This window comes from Rhodococcus rhodochrous (genome assembly GCF_014854695.1).
Lineage (GTDB): Bacteria > Actinomycetota > Actinomycetes > Mycobacteriales > Mycobacteriaceae > Rhodococcus.
On sequence record NZ_CP027557.1, the window covers coordinates 2175442 to 2190994 of the forward strand.

Consider the following 15553-nt stretch of genomic DNA (forward strand, 5'->3'; position numbering starts at 1 on the left):
ATGGTGCGTTCGTCGAAGCTTCGTGCGCCGAAGTCGGGGAGTGGTGTGATCGCCAGCCCCAACATCTGGCACTGGCCCGAGGTGTACGAGGAGGAGAACCGCGCGCAGGATCCCCGCGGCGCCGTGTACGCGGCGCTGCGGGAGGCCGCGGACTGGACCGGCCGCGACGTCGTCGACATCGGGTGCGGTTCGGGTTTCCACCTTCCGATGTTCGCGGCCGACGCACGCACGGTGACCGGGATCGAACCGCACCCGCCGCTGGTCGCCGCGGCCCGCATCCGCGTGGACGGTCTTCCGTCGGTCACCGTGACGGAAGGCTCCGCGGCTCAAATGCCGCTTCCCGACGCTTCGGTCGATCTCGTCCACGCCCGCACCGCCTACTTCTTCGGCCCGGGGTGCGGCGCCGGAATCCTCGAGGCGATGCGTGTGCTGCGTCCGGGCGGCGCGCTCGCCGTCGTCGATCTCGACGCCACCGCCCATCCCTACGGCGACTGGATGCGCGACGACCTGCCGCACTACGACCCGGCCGCGGTCGAGGCGTTCTTCGCGGCGCAGGGATTCGATCTGCGCCGCATCGACACGCTGTGGAAGTTTCCGGACCGCGCGACCCTCGAGCGGGTGCTCGGCATCGAATTCGCACCACGCGTCGCGACCCGGGCGATCCGGGAGACACCCGGCACGACGCTCACCGTCCGCTACCGGCTGCACGTGCGCCGCAGACCCCTCGGCCTGGAACTGAACTGAGAGCGGTCAGCGCGACCGGCCGATACCGAACATCCGCGCCAGCTCGCTGATCTTCTTCGCCTTCGCGAGGTTCGGCAGGTCGCTGCCGTCGCGGACGTTGCGCCCGTCCTCACCGAGCTTGTCGATGATGCCTTCCGCCCAGTCCACGTCCGTGCTGTTCGGGCTCAGAGCCACGTTCGCGTACGACGCGCGTTCGCCGGTCATGCACAATTTGCCGGTCATCCCCATCGAGCGGGTCAGCTCGGCCTCACGTTCGAGGACCTCGGGGTCGTCGCTGAGTGTGGGTCCGTCGATGGGTCCCGGAAGGCGCGCGGCGCGGCTCGTGATGACCAACCTCGACCGCGCGTACGCCATCGCCATCGGGCTGTCGCTCATGCCGGTGTCGCGCCGGAAGTCGCCGCTGCCGAAGACCAGGCGGAAGGTGCCCTCCGCACGGGCGATCTCGGGAGCCGCCTCGAGACCCATCGCCGACTCGATCAACACGAGGATGCGCGTGCCCTCCGGCAGCAGATCTGCGGTGGCCTCGACCTGGTGACCACTCTCCGCCTTCGCGAGCATGACGCCCTGCAGGCCCGGGAGCCCGGCGAGCGCGGCGAGATCGTCGGCCCAGAACGACGTGGTGGCGTCGTTGACCCGCACCCAGGCCTTCCCACCCTCGCGCAGCCACGCCTCGGTGCCCTCGCGAGCAGCGGGTTTGGCCGCGGCGGGTACGGCGTCCTCGAGGTCGAGCACCACCGCATCCGCCGGCGAGTCGACGGCGGCGTCGAAGAGATCGGGGGAGCGGCCCGGAACGAGCAACCACGAGCGTGCGACTTCGGGAGCGACGAGACCGGTCATGATGTCCATGCTCCCGTATTCCCCCTCCGCGCCCGGGCGACTCGGCGTGAGGGAGACCGACCGGTGACACCGGCCCGGGAATGGGGGCGAGTATCACAGCAACGCCCGGACCCATCCGTCCCGGATCATGGGACAATAGGTGATTATGGCTTCTTCCCTGCCCCTGGTCTTCGATGCACCCAAGCGTGGTCTTCCGCCGCGCCATCTCGCCGACCTCGACGCAGATCAGCGTCGTGATGCGGTGCGCGAACTGGGGCTTCCGGCCTTCCGCGCCGACCAGCTCGCCCGCCAGTACTACGGGCGGCTCGAGGCGGATCCGGCGAAGATGACCGATCTGCCCGCCGCCGTCCGCGACAAGGTGGGGGAAGCGTTGTTCCCGCCTCTGCTCAGCGCGGTTCGGCACATCGCGTGCGACGGAGGCGAGACCCGCAAGACCCTGTGGCGCGCCCACGACGGCACCCTGCTCGAGAGCGTCCTCATGCGCTATCCCGACCGCGCCACGCTGTGCATCTCCAGCCAGGCCGGATGCGGCATGGCATGCCCGTTCTGCGCGACCGGCCAGGGTGGTCTCGACCGCAACCTGTCCACGGCCGAGATCGTCGACCAGGTGCGCGCGGCCGCCGCTGCCCTGCGCGACGGCGACGTCGCCGGCGGACCAGGACGGCTGTCGAACGTCGTGTTCATGGGCATGGGCGAGCCGCTCGCGAACTACAAGCGCGTGGTCGCGGCGGTGCGGCGCATCACCTCACCTGCGCCCGAAGGCCTCGGTCTGTCGCAGCGTTCGGTCACCGTCTCCACGGTGGGACTCGCACCGGCCATCCGCCGCCTCGCCGACGAAGGGCTCAGCGTCACCCTCGCGGTGTCGCTGCACACCCCGGACGACGAACTGCGCGACACCCTCGTCCCGGTCAACAACCGGTGGTCGGTCGCCGAGGTCCTCGAGGCGGCGCGGTACTACGCCGACAAGACCGGCCGGCGCGTCTCGATCGAGTACGCCCTCATCCGCGACGTCAACGACCAGCCGTGGCGCGCCGACATGCTCGGCAAGAAGCTTCACAAGGCTCTCGGGTCGCTCGTGCACGTGAACCTCATCCCGCTCAACCCCACCCCGGGCAGCGAGTGGGACGCCAGCCCGAAGGACGTCGAGCGCGAGTTCGTGCGGCGCGTGCAGGCCCAGGGCGTGTCGTGCACCGTCCGCGACACCCGCGGCCAGGAGATTGCCGCAGCGTGCGGTCAGCTCGCCGCGGAAGGCTGAGCCGACAGACACGAAAGGGCCCGTCCGGAGAATTCCGGACGGGCCCTTTCGTCGATGGACTAGCGCAACCGGCGGCGACGCACCGCATCGCGCGCGACGATGAACACCAGCAGAGCCGCCGAACCGATGAGGTAGAGGCTCTCGACATGGCCTTCGTGATTGCCGATCAGCATCAGCAGCAGGAACGCCGCCACGATCAGAGCCATCACGCGGAAGAACTTGGGGGCTTCCCCGCTCCAACCCCACTCGGCGGACGGCACTTCCGCCGCCACATCACCACGAGTGGACTGCAACTCGGTACCGGCCACGGTTTCCTCCTGCTCACCAGATGCTGCTGTTGCTGCTTATCGTGACATACGACCCCGCGTCGTACGAAGCGGGGCATGCATGTGGCGCCTGTCGAGAGGTGGAGACCGGGCGGTTCAGGAACCGTTCAGGTGCGTGGGGAACAATGCTCGCGTGGCCGACACTCGATCTTCTTCCCGCACCCGGGTGCTCCTGCTGGGCAGTACCGGTTCCATCGGTACCCAGGCACTCGACGTGATCGCCGCCAACCCCGACGACTTCGAAGTCGTCGGTCTCGCCGCGGGCGGAGGCAAGACGGACCTGCTCGCCGAGCAGATCCGCGCAACGGGTGTCCGCGAGGTCGCCGTGGCCGACCCCGCCGCCGCCGCACGTCTCGACCTGCCGGTCCGGAGCGGCCGGACCGCTGTCACCGAGCTCGTGCGCGAGGTCGAGGCCGACGTCGTGCTCAACGCCCTCGTCGGCTCCCTCGGCCTCGAACCGACGCTCGCGGCGCTCGGTACCGGTGCGCGACTCGCGTTGGCGAACAAGGAGTCGCTGGTCGCGGGCGGCTCGCTCGTGACGAAGGCGGCGGCGCCCGGTCAGATCGTGCCTGTGGACTCGGAACACTCCGCGCTTGCGCAGTGCCTGCGCGGCGGCACCGGCGACGAGGTGGCGCGTCTCGTGCTCACCGCCTCGGGCGGTCCGTTCCGCGGCTGGACCGCCGACCGCCTCGAATCGGTGACTCCCGAACAGGCCGGCGCCCACCCCACCTGGTCGATGGGACCGATGAACACCCTCAACTCGGCGACCCTCGTCAACAAGGGACTCGAACTCATCGAGACCCACCTGCTCTTCGGCGTGGACTACGACCGGATCGACGTGACGGTGCACCCGCAGTCGATCGTGCACTCGATGGTCACCTTCGTCGACGGGTCGACTCTGGCCCAGGCGTCGCCGCCGTCGATGAAGCTGCCGATCGCGCTGGCCCTCGGCTGGCCGCACCGCGTTCCGCACGCCGCCCCGGCACTCGACTTCTCGACCGCGTCCACCTGGGAGTTCGAACCCCTCGACGACGACGTCTTCCCGGCCGTGCGGCTCGCGCGCCAGGCGGGCGTGGGCGGCGGATGCCTCACCGCCGTCTACAACGCGGCCAACGAGGTCGCCGCCGAGGCATTCCTCGCAGGGACGCTGTCGTTCCCGCGGATCGTGCAGACCGTCGAGGCCGTGCTGAACGACGCACACGAGTGGTCCGCCGAACCCAGTACCGTGGACGACGTGCTCGCCGCCGACGGCTGGGCCCGCGACCGGGCGCGCACACTCGTATAGGAGGATCGGCCACTCATGATGTTCGTACTGGGCGTGGTGCTGTTCGCCCTCGGCATCGCCATCTCCATCGCCCTGCACGAGGCCGGCCACATGTGGACCGCGCAGAAGCTGGGCATGAAGGTCCGGCGCTACTACATCGGGTTCGGTCCCCGCGTGTTCGCCTTCCGCCGCGGTGAGACCGAATACGGTCTCAAGGCGGTTCCGGCCGGCGGGTTCTGCGACATCGCCGGCATGACGGCCCTGGACGAACTCGCGCCCGACGAGGTCGAGCGCGCGATGTACAAGCAGAAGACGTGGAAGCGCCTCGTCGTGATGTCGGGTGGCATCGCGATGAACTTCCTGCTCGGCATCGTGCTCATCTACGGCCTCGCCGCCAGTGCGGGGCTGCCCAACACCGACAACCGCGCGGTGGTCGGCACCGTCGGCTGTGCCGCGCCGACCCAGGACGGTCCGCCCGATTACACCCCGGCCGACTGTTCGGGTCCCGGTCCGGCCGAGCAGGCCGGCATCGAACCGGGCGACGTGATCGTCGCCGTGGACGGGCAGTCCGTCGAGACCTTCGGCGACCTCGTCCGGGCCACACAGCCCCTGTCGGGCACCGTGCCGTTCACCGTCGAACGCGGCGAGGAGACCCTCACCGTGCCGGTCACGGTCCAGCAGGTCCAGCGCTGGGTCTACGAGAGCGAGTCGCCCGACGCCGAACCCGTCTCCCGCACCGTCGGTGCGATCGGTGTCGGGGGAGAGCCGGGAATCATCGAGTACACGCCGCTCTCGGCGATCCCCGCGACCTTCGACTTCACCGGTTACCTCGCGGTCCGCACGGCCGAGGCGCTCGTGAGCCTGCCGAGCAAGGTCGCCGACCTGTGGATGGCCGTCACCGGGGGAGAGCGCGCGGTCGACACCCCGGTCAGCGTCGTCGGCGCCAGCGTCATCGGCGGCCAGTTCGCCGAGCGCGGCATCTGGGAGTCGTTCGTGTTGTTGCTCGCACAGCTGAACTTCTTCCTCGGTGCGTTCAACCTCCTCCCGCTGCTGCCGCTCGACGGCGGGCACATGGCCGTCGCGATCTACGAGAAAGCCCGCAACTGGCTGCGCAGCCTGCGTGGACTGCCGGTCGGCCCGCCCGTGGACTACATGAAACTGCTGCCGCTGACCTATGTGGCGGTGGTCATCGGTGGCGCCTACATGGTGCTCACCCTCACAGCAGACATCGTCAACCCCATCAAGCTGTTCTGATCTGCGCCGGTAGACTTGCCGAGTAGCGACGAAAGAAGGCGAACTGTGACCAGCCCCGTCGGATTGGGCATGCCCGAAATTCCTGCGGTCCTCGCACCCCGACGCAAGACCCGGCAGCTCATGGTCGGAAATGTCGGCGTCGGCAGCGATCATCCGGTGTCCGTGCAGTCGATGACCACCACGAAGACGCACGACGTGAACGCCACCCTCCAGCAGATCGCGGAGCTCACGGCGTCCGGCTGCGACATCGTGCGTGTGGCGTGCCCGCGTCAGGAGGACGCCGACGCGCTCCCGATCATCGCGAAGAAGAGCAAGATCCCGGTGATCGCCGACATCCACTTCCAGCCGCGGTACATCTTCGCCGCGATCGACGCCGGCTGCGCGGCCGTGCGCGTCAATCCCGGCAACATCAAGGAATTCGACGGTCGCGTCAAGGAGGTCGCCAAGGCGGCCGGCGATGCCGGGATCCCCATCCGCATCGGCGTCAACGCCGGCTCCCTCGACCCCCGGTTGCTCGCCAAGTACGGCAAGGCCACGCCGGAGGCGCTCGTCGAGTCCGCCCTGTGGGAGGCGAGCCTGTTCGAGGAACACGGCTTCGGCGACATCAAGATCTCCGTCAAGCACAACGACCCCGTCGTGATGGTCGAGGCCTACCGGCAGCTCGCCGCGCAGTGCGACTACCCGCTGCATCTCGGCGTGACCGAGGCCGGCCCCGCCTTCCAGGGCACCATCAAGTCGGCCGTCGCCTTCGGCGCGTTGCTCAGCGAGGGCATCGGCGACACCATCCGCGTGTCGCTGTCGGCGCCGCCCGCAGAGGAGATCAAGGTCGGCACGCAGATCCTGCAGTCGCTGAACCTGCGTCCCCGCAAGCTCGAGATCGTCTCCTGCCCGTCCTGCGGGCGCGCCCAGGTGGACGTCTACTCCCTCGCCAACGAGGTCACCGCCGGACTCGAGGGCATGGAGGTGCCGCTGCGGGTCGCGGTGATGGGGTGCGTCGTCAACGGACCCGGTGAGGCTCGTGAGGCGGACCTCGGTGTGGCCTCCGGAAACGGCAAGGGCCAGATCTTCGTCAAGGGCAAGGTCATCAAGACCGTGCCCGAGGCGCAGATCGTCGAGACCCTCATCGAGGAAGCGATGCGCATCGCCGACGAGATGGAAGGCAACGCCTCGGGCGGCGGCCCCGTGGTGTCGGTCGGCTGATACGGGTGGGGCGCACGGGACGGCGTTCTCTCACTTTCGAGGACTCAGGTTTCCACGCCGCCGTCCGGCATGGCACTCTGATCTCGTATCGGCTTGTCGACGGGTGGTGAGCGAGTGCTCAAGCTTCTGGGTGTCCGGTCGTTGGGTGGACGTGACACCGCCGCGGTGCTCCGGGTGCTCTCCCGCGACCCCGTGGCCGCGTGCATGGTGGCCGGCCGCGTCGAGGAGTACGGACTCGACGGGCGTGCCGTCGGCGGTGAGATGTGGAGCCGCGGCGGCCCCGAGACCTCGCTGTGCTTCTCCGGCGCGAACCTCATTCCGCTGCTGGGCAGTCCGGACGACATCCAGGCGTTCGCCGAGCGCGCGAGTCGCGGGCCGCGACTGTGTTCGTCCATCGTCGGTCGCGCCGAGTACGCGCTGCCGATGTGGGAGCGGCTCGAATCGGCGTGGGGCGCTCCCCGCGAGGTGAGGGCAGAACAACCCCTCCTCGTTCTCGACCGCGAGCCGCTCGTCGAACCCGACCCGCAGGTCCGTCCCGTGCGGCCCGACGAACTCGATGTCTATCTGCCGGCCGCGATCTCGATGTTCATCGAGGAGGTCGGTATCGACCCGCGCACCGGCGACGGCGGTGCGGGTTACCGGCGCCGCGTCGCGAGCCTCATCGCGGCGGGACGCGCCTGGGCGCGATTCGAGGACGGACAGGTGGTGTTCAAGGCGGAGGTGGGCTCCCAGTCGTCCACGGTGGGCCAGATCCAGGGCGTCTGGGTCGATCCCGCGCATCGCGGCTCGGGCCTCGGCACGATCGGTACCGCCGCCGTGGCCTGCGCGGTCGCTCGCAGCGGTCGCCTGCCCAGCCTCTACGTCAACAGTTTCAACGCCCCGGCCCGCGGAGCCTACGCCCGCGCGGGTTTCCGTCAGGTCGCGACGTTCTCCACGGTGCTGCTCGACTGATCTCCCGTCGGCTCTGCCTACGATGACGGGCGATGAGACCTCGAAGTTCCACCCCGGCATCCCCGTACGCACGCGCGCTCCGGATCGGCGCTGTGCTGTCGGCGGCCGTCGTGCTCCTCGGCCTGGCCGTCGCGTGCACGCCGCGCCCGGCCGGGCCGGAGGCCGCCGCCCAGGCGTTTCTCGACTCGTTCGCCGCTCAGGACGTCGCGTCGGCGGCGGACCGCACCGACCGCCCCGACGACGCGGCCGTCGCGATGCAGGAAGTCCTGGACGGGCTTCAGGCCGAATCCCTCACCGCCACCACGACATCCACCCGGATCAGCGGCGACTCCGCGACCGTGGGCTACAACTACGAGTGGCACCTGCCGAAGGAACGGGTGTGGCAGTACACCGGTGAGCTCAACATGGGGCGCAGCGGGAACGACTGGATCGTGCGGTGGGCGAAATCCGCGCTGCACCCGCAGCTCGGCGAACGGCAGACCATGCAGCTCCGCAGCAGTCCGGCGCCGCGCGCCCGGGTCAACGAGCACGCGGGCAGCGACATCCTCGTCCCCGGCACGGTCTACGGCATCGCCTTCGACGCCTCGCAGACCACCGACGTCGCCGGTGCGGCACGACAGCTCGCGTCGACGTTGTCGGAGTTCGATTCCTCGCTCACGGCGCAGGCGATCGCGGAATCGGTGACGGCCTCGTCCGGGCCGCGGTCGGTGATGCGACTGCGCGAGGACGACTACGAGCGCGTCGCCCCACGCCTCGCCGGGATCGACGGTGTCGTGGTGACCGAGCAGGCCGACCTCGTCGCGACCGATCGCAACTTCGCGCCTGATCTCGTGGGCCAGATCAAGAAGACCGTCATCGACGAGGTCGACGGCACGGCCGGGTGGAGCGTCGTCGTGGTGAACCAGTACGGCGTGGACACCGGGGTGCTCACCGAGACGCCGCCGCAGCCGGTGCCGTCGTTCTCGGTCAGCCTCGACCGTCCCCTCCAGCTCGCGGCTCAGGCGGCCGTCGATGCCCGCACCGAGCAGGCGATGACGGTCGTGATCGAGGCGTCCACGGGTGCGGTGCTGGCGGTGGCCCAGAACAAGGCCGCCGACAGGGACGGGCCGGTCGCGCTGGCCGGCCAGTACCCCCCGGGCTCGACGTTCAAGATCGTCACCTCGGGTGCGGCGATCGCCGAGGGTCGCGCGACCCCGAACACGATGGTGCCGTGCCCCGGTCGCATCACGATCGGCGAGCGGAGCGTGCCGAACTACAACGAGTTCGAGCTCGGGACGGTCTCTCTCGCCACCGCTTTCGCCCGATCCTGCAACACCTCCTTCGCCAAGCTCGCCTCCGAGATGGCCCCGGACGCGCTGACCGTCGCCGCCTCGCAGTTCGGTATCGGTGTGGACTACGAGGTGGTCGGGATGCCGACCTTCACCGGATCGGTTCCGCCCGCGGAGGATCTCGTCGAACGGACCGAGGACGGTTTCGGTCAGGGCAAGGTGGTCGTGAGCCCGTTCGGGATGGCGCTCACCGCGGCGACGGTCGCCGCCGGCCGTACTCCGGTGCCCTATCTCATCGCGGGTCGCGAGACGGTTGTGAACGGTTCACCGCCGCCGGTGACGCCGGAGATGGTGGAGGGTCTGCGCGAGATGATGCGCTTGGTGATCACGAGCGGTACCGCCGACCGTATCCGGGACCAGGGCGACGTCTACGGCAAGACCGGCGAGGCCGAGGTCGAGGGCGGGTCGCACTCGTGGTTCGTCGGCTACCGCGGCGATCTGGCGTTCGCGACGCTCGTCGTGCGCGGCGGCAGCTCCGACAACGCGGTCGCGGTCACCCGCGACATGTTCGCCGCCCTGCCGCCGGAGTACGACGAGGGAGCCTGAGCTCAGGCCAGGGCCGGATCCTCGGCGAGGGCGGCGAGCTGTTCGAGCAGCGGTGCCGCCGCGACGAGTTCGGCGGCATCGACCGGATCCATCGCTGCGAGCACCTCCTGCATCCGTGAGATCCACATACGCCGAATGAGATTCCCGTTGTGCTCCGCCAGGGGAGTGCGGTGCAGATGGTGCGACCGCCCGTCGTTCGGGTTGGTCGTGCGGGAGACGAGGCCGCGGGCGACGAGGCTGCGCACCGTGGCACTGACGTTGCTGCTCTGCAGTCCGAGCATGCGCGCGAGATCGGACACGGTGATGCCGGGATGGTCGGAGAGCACCCGCAGGACCTCGATCTCGGACTGGGGGATCCCGACCAGGCCCGATTCGCGTTCGCCGACGCGCTGCAACTTCCACACGAGCGTGCGCACGCTGTCGGCCAGGCGGTCGACGTCGGCGTCGCTGATCCTCGGGTCGTCGGGCATGCCTCGATCGTAGGCTAGAATCTATATATAAATTTATATATGAATTCGAACTTATCGATCGAGGTGTGATGAACCGACCCTCCGAGGCCGCAACCGGAGTGAAGACCGGCGAGCACGGATCCGGCGGCCGTTCGCTGTCCGGCATGTCCGTGGCGTCGCTCGGTCTGCTGGCCGCCCTGGCCCCGCTCGCCGTGGACATGTACCTGCCCGGCTTCCCCGACATCGCCGAGGAATTCGGCAGTACCGCGTCCGCGGTGCAGTTCACGCTGACGGCCTTCCTCATCGGCATGGCCCTCGGCAACCTGATCATCGGACCGATGTCCGACCGGTTCGGTCGCCGCTCGTCCATGCTCATCGGCACGGCCGTGTGCGCGCTTGCAAGCGTCGCGTGCGCCCTGGCGCCCACCGTGGAACTGCTCGCGGTCTCCCGCTTCGTCCAGGGCTTCGCCGGCGCCGCCGGCATCGTCGTGGGTCGAGCCGTCGTCTCCGACCGTGCCGAGGGCATGGCCGCGGCGAAGCTGTTCGGCCTGCTCGTGCTCGTCAGCGCAGTGGCGCCCATCGCGGCGCCGCTCGTCGGCGGCGGCATCATCCTGTCCGTCGGCTGGCGCGCCGTCTTCTGGTTCCTGGCCGCGCTGAGCCTCGTGATGCTCGCGGCGATCGTCTTCTTCCTGCCCGAGAGCCTCCCGGCCGACCGTCGCTCGGCGGGTGGCCTCGGCGGCCTGGTGAGCGGGATCGCCGTCGTCGCCCGCGACCGTACCTATCTCGGCTACCTGCTGGCCCACACCTTCGCGTTCGGTGTGCTCTTCGCGTACATCTCCGCGTCGCCGTTCGTCATGCAGAAGATCCACGGCCTGTCGACCGGCTGGTTCACCCTGCTGTTCGCGTTCAACGCCGTGGGCATCAGCCTCGGCAATGTGGTGAACCAGAAGCTGCTCCAGCGCACGACCCCGCACCGGCTGCTCGGCATCGGGTCGGCGCTGCTCGTCTTCTGGTCCGCCGTGCTCACCGTCAACGCCCTCGCGGGACCCGTCCTCGGAGTGACCATAGTGGCGTTGTGGTTCGGCGTCGCGAGCCTCGGGCTGGTGCTCGCCAACGCCGCGACCCTCGCTCTCGGTCAGGTCCGGCACGCTGCCGGCACCGGCTCGGCGCTCCTCGGCGCCCTCCAGTTCCTGCTGGCGGCCGTAGTCGCTCCGATCGTCGGCGCCTGGGGTGAGGACACCGCGGTCCCCATGTCCCTCGCCATGCTCGTCACCGCCGTCCTCGGCCTCGGCTCGATGGCGTTGGTCCGCAACCGCTGACGGACCCTCAGCTCTCCTCGCGATCCGTCGTACTCGCGGGCCGGCCGTCGCGCCGGCCCGCGAGTCGCGTCACCAGCCACAGCACCACGCCGATCCCGAGCAGCACCCCGGCCGTCCGGTACTGGGTCGCAGGCCGGTCGACCCACGGTAGGACGAGGAACAGGCAACTGGTCGCCCCGAGCACCGGAAGGATCGTCGGCGCGCGGAAGTGCCGGTGCTCCACGTGGTCCCGGCGCAGGACCAGGGCCGCGACGTTGACGATCGCGAACACCCCCAGCAGGAGCAGCGCCGTCGTACCCCCGAGTTCGGGCACCCCGCCGACGAAGACGACGAGACCGACCGCGAGCAGCGTCGTGAACACGATCGCGACATAGGGCGTGCGGCGGGTCGGGTGCACCCGCCCCAGGACGGCGGGCAGGACGTCCTCGCGGGCGATGCCGTAGATCAGCCGGCTCGCCATCAGCATGTTGATCAGCGCGGTGTTGGCCACCGCGAACATCGTGACGAAGGCGAAGATCCCGACCGGGAACGCCGGGGCGCCGACCTCGACCACCCGCAGCAAGGGCGTCTCGCCCGCCCCGAGTTCGTCGGGCGGGACGAGCGAGATCGCGGTGATCGACACGAGCACGTACACCAGCGCAGCGAGACCCAGGCCGAGCAGCAGCATCCGGGGGAAGATCCGGGTGGGCTCCTTGCACTCCTCGGCCATGTTCACCGAGTCCTCGAATCCCACCATCGCGAAAAAAGCCAGGGCCGTCCCCGCGACCACCGCGGAGAAGACGGACCGGTCGCCGGGATCGATCTCGACCACACGCGAGAAGTCGCCGCCGCCGAAACCCAACGCCCACATGCCGATCGCGACGATGATGAGCAGGCCGCCCAACTCGATCATCGTGAGCACCACATTGGTCTTCACGCTCTCGGCGACCCCGCGGAAGTTGATCACCGCCAGGACGAGGACGAAGACCAGCGCGATCACGGTGATCCCGGCCGTGCCGGCCAGGTCGAGTCCGAAGGCCTCGGCGAAGTTCGCGGCGAACGCCCGCGCAGCCGTGGCGGCAGAGGTGATGCCCGAGGACATCACGGCGAAGGCCACCAGGAAGGTCAGGAAGTGCACGCCGAACGCCTTGTGCGTGTAGAGCGCCGCTCCGGCCGCCCGCGGATACTTCGTGACCAGCTCCAGATAGCTGAACGCCGTCACCGTCGCGACGGCGAACGCGACGAGGAACGGCAGCCACACCACGCCACCGACCTCGTTCGCGACCTCCCCGGTGAGGGCGTAGATGCCGGTGCCCAGGATGTCACCGATGACGAACAGCAGGAGCAGACCCGGCCCGAGAACGCGGACGAGCTGGGGTGAGTCGGTCGTCTCGGCCACCGCAGGCCCCCTTCCGCGCACCCTGTCCGCCGGCGGGGGACCGACCGGATTCAGGGCAGCAGACCCGATTTTCGCGCGGCGACGACGGCCTCGTGGCGGGAATGGACGTCGAGCTTGCTCATGGCGCTGCGCAGGTAGCTCTTGACCGTCTCGGCGCCGACCGACAGGCGCTGGGCGATCTCGGCGTTGCTGCACCCCAGCGCCACATGGGACAGCACGTCGGTCTCGCGGGGGGACAGCACGACGTCCGTCGGTTCCGGTTCCGTTCCGTCGAGCACCCCGGCGAGACGGTCGGACAACGAGCGGAGCTTCTCCTGCAGCGCCGGATCGGTCGTGCCCTGCGCGAGCACCCGCAGATCGGCGTGGACCTCGCGGACCTGCGCGGTCGCGACGGGATCGCGGTCGCCGGACGACCGCTCGAGCATCGCGAGTCGCCGATCGACCTCGTCGCGCACCTCGATCTCGTGCGCGAGACGAGCCGCCGCCTGCGCGAACGCCGTCACAGCCCGATCGCCGACGGGCGCGCACTCGCGCGCGGCGCCGTACAACACGGCGCGGGCCTTGCCCTCGACGAGTACCGGCACGGCGAGGATGGACCGCAATCCCTCGTACAGAACGGGACGGTCGAAGTGGTGCGTGATCGACGCGGAGCGACCGTAGTCCGACACCGTCACCACTCGGGACTCCGCGAGGACGCGACCGCCGAGACCCGCCCGCGGAGGCACTACGACCCCGGCCAGGCTGTTGGTGCGGGTGCCGAAGAATTCGCTGAGTTGCAGCGATCCCTGCTGGACCTCGCCGGCGAAGACCACCGGCAGCTGGGCCTGCGCCGCGGTGCGGCGGAGTTCACCGCGCAGGGCATCACCGTCGCGGGGACGCAGCAGCGCCGACGAGGAGGACGACACGAACGCCACCCCTTTCCGGGGGTATCGGGGAACATGGTGTGACTCGAATCATAGACGTCGAACGGGTGTGCTCCCCAGATCGGGAACACCCTGGCCGGTACGGACGAAAGGACCACAATGGGCGACACAGCGAGCCGCGTGCGGACACTGCTCGAGCGGTACGACACGGCAGACGCCTGCGCAGCCCGACTGCTGTGCGACGACCATCCCGCCGACGCGGTGGCGTTCACCGTCGTCGACGCCGACCTGAGCTCGACGGATCTCACCTACGGTGAGCTCCGCGAACGGTCGGCCCGCTTCGCTGCGGCGCTGGCGGATCTCGGTGTCGAACCCGGCGACCACGTCGCGACGCTCATGGGCAAGTCGGCAGACCTGGTGGTCGCGGTTCTCGGTATCTGGCGTCGCGGCGCCGTGCACGTGCCGCTCTTCACCGCCTTCGCCCCGCCGGCGATCGCCTTCCGGCTCGACGCGAGCGGCACCAAGGTGGTCGTGGCCGATCGGGATCAGGCCGGCAAGCTCGCCGCCGGATCGGATCTTCCCGCCGAGGTGCCGTGGCAGGTCGTCGTGGCCGGCCAGGGCGACGCAGACGCGTCCGGTCGTGGGGGCCGCGACTTCGGCGAACTGGTCGCCGCGCAGTCGGCCGACGACCCGCGTGGCGAGGCCGTCGCCGTCGGCGCCGAGGGGCGTCTGGTCCAGCTGTTCACCTCCGGCACGACCGGCACTCCCAAGGGTGTCCCCGTCCCGGTGAAGGCGCTGGCGTCCTTCCACGCCTACCTGGAGTTCGGCCTCGACGTGCGCGAGGACGACGTCTTCTGGAACGCGGCCGATCCGGGATGGGCGTACGGGCTCTACTACGCGCTGCTCGGGCCGCTCGCGGCCGGTCGGCGCAGCCTCCTGCTGCACGCCGGTTTCTCGCCCGCGCTCACCTGGCAGATCCTCGACACCTTCGGGGTGACCAACTTCGCGGCGGCCCCGACGGTCTACCGCAGCCTCAAGGCCGACACCGCCGAGCACCCGCCGGTCCGGCTGCGTCGTGCCTCCTCGGCCGGTGAGCCGCTGACCCCGGACGTGCTCGAGTGGTCGCAGGAGACCCTCGGTGTCGTGGTGCGCGACCAGTACGGACAGACCGAACACGGCATGTTCGTCGTCGACGCGTGGGCGGACGAACTGCGCGAGGACACCCCGGCGCGTTCGATGGGCAAGCCGCTGCCGGGCTGGAGTTGCGCGGTGCTGCGTGAGGACAGCGACGAGATCGCCGAGCCGGGTGAGGTCGGGCGCGTCGCGATCGATGTGCACGCGAGCCCGCTCGTGTGGTTCACCGGCTACGTCGACGCACCCGAGAAGACCGCCGACCGGTTCAGCGAGGACGGCCGCTGGTACCTGACCGGCGACGCCGGCAAGGTCGACGAGAACGGATTCTTCTTCTTCTCGTCCCGCGACGACGACGTGATCATCATGGCCGGCTACCGCATCGGCCCGTTCGATGTCGAGTCGGTGCTCGTGATGCACCCCGACGTGATCGAGGCCGCCGTGGTGGGGCTGCCCGACGAACTGCGGGGTGAGGTCCTCGAGGCGTTCGTGGTGCTGCGGGAGGGTGTCGAGGGCGACGACGCGCTCGAGGCGGAGCTCCAGAAGCTCGTGAAGCAGAAGTACGCCGCCCACGCCTACCCGCGCGCGGTGCACTTCGTGCCGCACCTGCCCAAGACGCCGAGCGGCAAGGTCCAGCGTTTCAAGTTGCGCCAGGCGGGCGCTGTCGGCTGATCGGTGCACGACCGCTCGATCGGTGGATGACGGGGG

Annotated in this window: 14 protein-coding genes; 9 read left to right on the plus strand and 5 right to left on the minus strand. The window is 69.7% G+C overall.

The window, feature by feature from the left end; all coding sequences use genetic code 11:
- On the plus strand, nt 1-744 hold the full coding sequence (locus C6Y44_RS10230) for a class I SAM-dependent methyltransferase (RefSeq protein ID WP_174247054.1): 744 nt from the start codon (nt 1-3) through the stop codon (nt 742-744).
- 6 nt (nt 745-750) lie between these two features.
- Here the strand turns inward: C6Y44_RS10230 and C6Y44_RS10235 are convergent, their stop codons facing one another.
- Nucleotides 751-1590, minus strand: coding sequence for an HpcH/HpaI aldolase/citrate lyase family protein (locus tag C6Y44_RS10235; protein WP_159418582.1), 840 nt, complete (start codon nt 1588-1590; stop codon nt 751-753).
- Between the two features lie 136 nt (nt 1591-1726).
- On the opposite strand from C6Y44_RS10235, the gene rlmN reads away from it, so the two are divergent.
- Nucleotides 1727-2836, plus strand: coding sequence for a 23S rRNA (adenine(2503)-C(2))-methyltransferase RlmN (gene rlmN / locus C6Y44_RS10240; RefSeq protein WP_016691228.1), 1110 nt, complete (start codon nt 1727-1729; stop codon nt 2834-2836).
- Nucleotides 2837-2895: 59 nt separating this feature from the next.
- Here the strand turns inward: rlmN and C6Y44_RS10245 are convergent, their stop codons facing one another.
- The gene (locus C6Y44_RS10245; RefSeq protein WP_120282265.1) at nt 2896-3144 is read right to left on the minus strand and encodes a DUF2631 domain-containing protein; all 249 of its coding nucleotides are present in this window, start codon (nt 3142-3144) and stop codon (nt 2896-2898) included.
- A gap of 79 nt (nt 3145-3223) precedes the next feature.
- Between C6Y44_RS10245 and dxr the strand changes: the two genes are divergently transcribed.
- From dxr to C6Y44_RS10270, 5 genes are all read left to right on the plus strand, one after another.
- Nucleotides 3224-4447, plus strand: coding sequence for a 1-deoxy-D-xylulose-5-phosphate reductoisomerase (dxr, locus tag C6Y44_RS10250; protein ID WP_404817790.1), 1224 nt, complete (start codon nt 3224-3226; stop codon nt 4445-4447).
- Nucleotides 4448-4462: 15 nt separating this feature from the next.
- A complete protein-coding gene (locus tag C6Y44_RS10255) occupies nt 4463-5680 on the plus strand; it encodes a M50 family metallopeptidase (protein WP_192378835.1) in 1218 nt (405 codons plus the stop codon).
- A gap of 45 nt (nt 5681-5725) precedes the next feature.
- Entirely contained in the window at nt 5726-6880 is a 1155-nt protein-coding gene (ispG, locus tag C6Y44_RS10260) for a flavodoxin-dependent (E)-4-hydroxy-3-methylbut-2-enyl-diphosphate synthase (RefSeq protein WP_016691224.1), read from the plus strand.
- Between the two features lie 114 nt (nt 6881-6994).
- Nucleotides 6995-7831, plus strand: a complete 837-nt coding sequence (locus C6Y44_RS10265) for a GNAT family N-acetyltransferase (RefSeq protein WP_120282268.1) — start codon at nt 6995-6997, stop codon at nt 7829-7831.
- Nucleotides 7832-7863: 32 nt separating this feature from the next.
- Entirely contained in the window at nt 7864-9705 is a 1842-nt protein-coding gene (locus tag C6Y44_RS10270; protein WP_183070684.1) for a penicillin-binding transpeptidase domain-containing protein, read from the plus strand.
- A gap of 2 nt (nt 9706-9707) precedes the next feature.
- On the opposite strand, the gene C6Y44_RS10275 is transcribed toward C6Y44_RS10270, so the two are convergent.
- Nucleotides 9708-10175 carry a MarR family winged helix-turn-helix transcriptional regulator gene (locus tag C6Y44_RS10275; RefSeq protein ID WP_120282269.1) on the minus strand — a complete coding sequence of 156 codons (468 nt, stop codon included), beginning with the start codon at nt 10173-10175 and terminating at the stop codon, nt 9708-9710.
- 68 nt (nt 10176-10243) lie between these two features.
- On the opposite strand from C6Y44_RS10275, the gene C6Y44_RS10280 reads away from it, so the two are divergent.
- Entirely contained in the window at nt 10244-11473 is a 1230-nt protein-coding gene (locus tag C6Y44_RS10280; RefSeq protein ID WP_159418580.1) for a multidrug effflux MFS transporter, read from the plus strand.
- A 7-nt stretch (nt 11474-11480) separates the two neighbouring features.
- Here C6Y44_RS10280 and C6Y44_RS10285 read toward each other — a convergent pair whose 3' ends face one another.
- Complete coding sequence (locus tag C6Y44_RS10285) at nt 11481-12851, minus strand: APC family permease (RefSeq protein ID WP_159418579.1); 1371 nt, start codon at nt 12849-12851, stop codon at nt 11481-11483.
- Nucleotides 12852-12901: 50 nt separating this feature from the next.
- Entirely contained in the window at nt 12902-13765 is an 864-nt protein-coding gene (locus tag C6Y44_RS10290; RefSeq protein WP_088897308.1) for a LuxR C-terminal-related transcriptional regulator, read from the minus strand.
- A gap of 108 nt (nt 13766-13873) precedes the next feature.
- Here C6Y44_RS10290 and C6Y44_RS10295 point away from each other — a divergent pair, with 108 nt between their 5' ends.
- Complete coding sequence (locus tag C6Y44_RS10295; RefSeq protein WP_159418578.1) at nt 13874-15517, plus strand: AMP-binding protein; 1644 nt, start codon at nt 13874-13876, stop codon at nt 15515-15517.
- Nucleotides 15518-15553 lie beyond the last annotated feature (36 nt).

Excerpts from the sequence above, each read along its gene's own strand:
- C6Y44_RS10270 (WP_183070684.1), top strand. The coding sequence starts at position 7,864 with ATGAGACCTCGAAGTTCCACCCCGGCATCCCCGTACGCACGCGCGCTC.
- rlmN (WP_016691228.1), top strand. The coding sequence starts at position 1,727 with ATGGCTTCTTCCCTGCCCCTGGTCTTCGATGCACCCAAGCGTGGTCTT.
- C6Y44_RS10275 (WP_120282269.1), bottom strand. The coding sequence starts at position 10,175 with ATGCCCGACGACCCGAGGATCAGCGACGCCGACGTCGACCGCCTGGCC.
- C6Y44_RS10295 (WP_159418578.1), top strand. The coding sequence starts at position 13,874 with ATGGGCGACACAGCGAGCCGCGTGCGGACACTGCTCGAGCGGTACGAC.
- dxr (WP_404817790.1), top strand. The coding sequence starts at position 3,224 with ATGTGGCGCCTGTCGAGAGGTGGAGACCGGGCGGTTCAGGAACCGTTC.
- C6Y44_RS10235 (WP_159418582.1), bottom strand. The coding sequence starts at position 1,590 with ATGGACATCATGACCGGTCTCGTCGCTCCCGAAGTCGCACGCTCGTGG.
- C6Y44_RS10230 (WP_174247054.1), top strand. The coding sequence starts at position 1 with ATGGTGCGTTCGTCGAAGCTTCGTGCGCCGAAGTCGGGGAGTGGTGTG.
- C6Y44_RS10255 (WP_192378835.1), top strand. The coding sequence starts at position 4,463 with ATGATGTTCGTACTGGGCGTGGTGCTGTTCGCCCTCGGCATCGCCATC.
- C6Y44_RS10280 (WP_159418580.1), top strand. The coding sequence starts at position 10,244 with ATGAACCGACCCTCCGAGGCCGCAACCGGAGTGAAGACCGGCGAGCAC.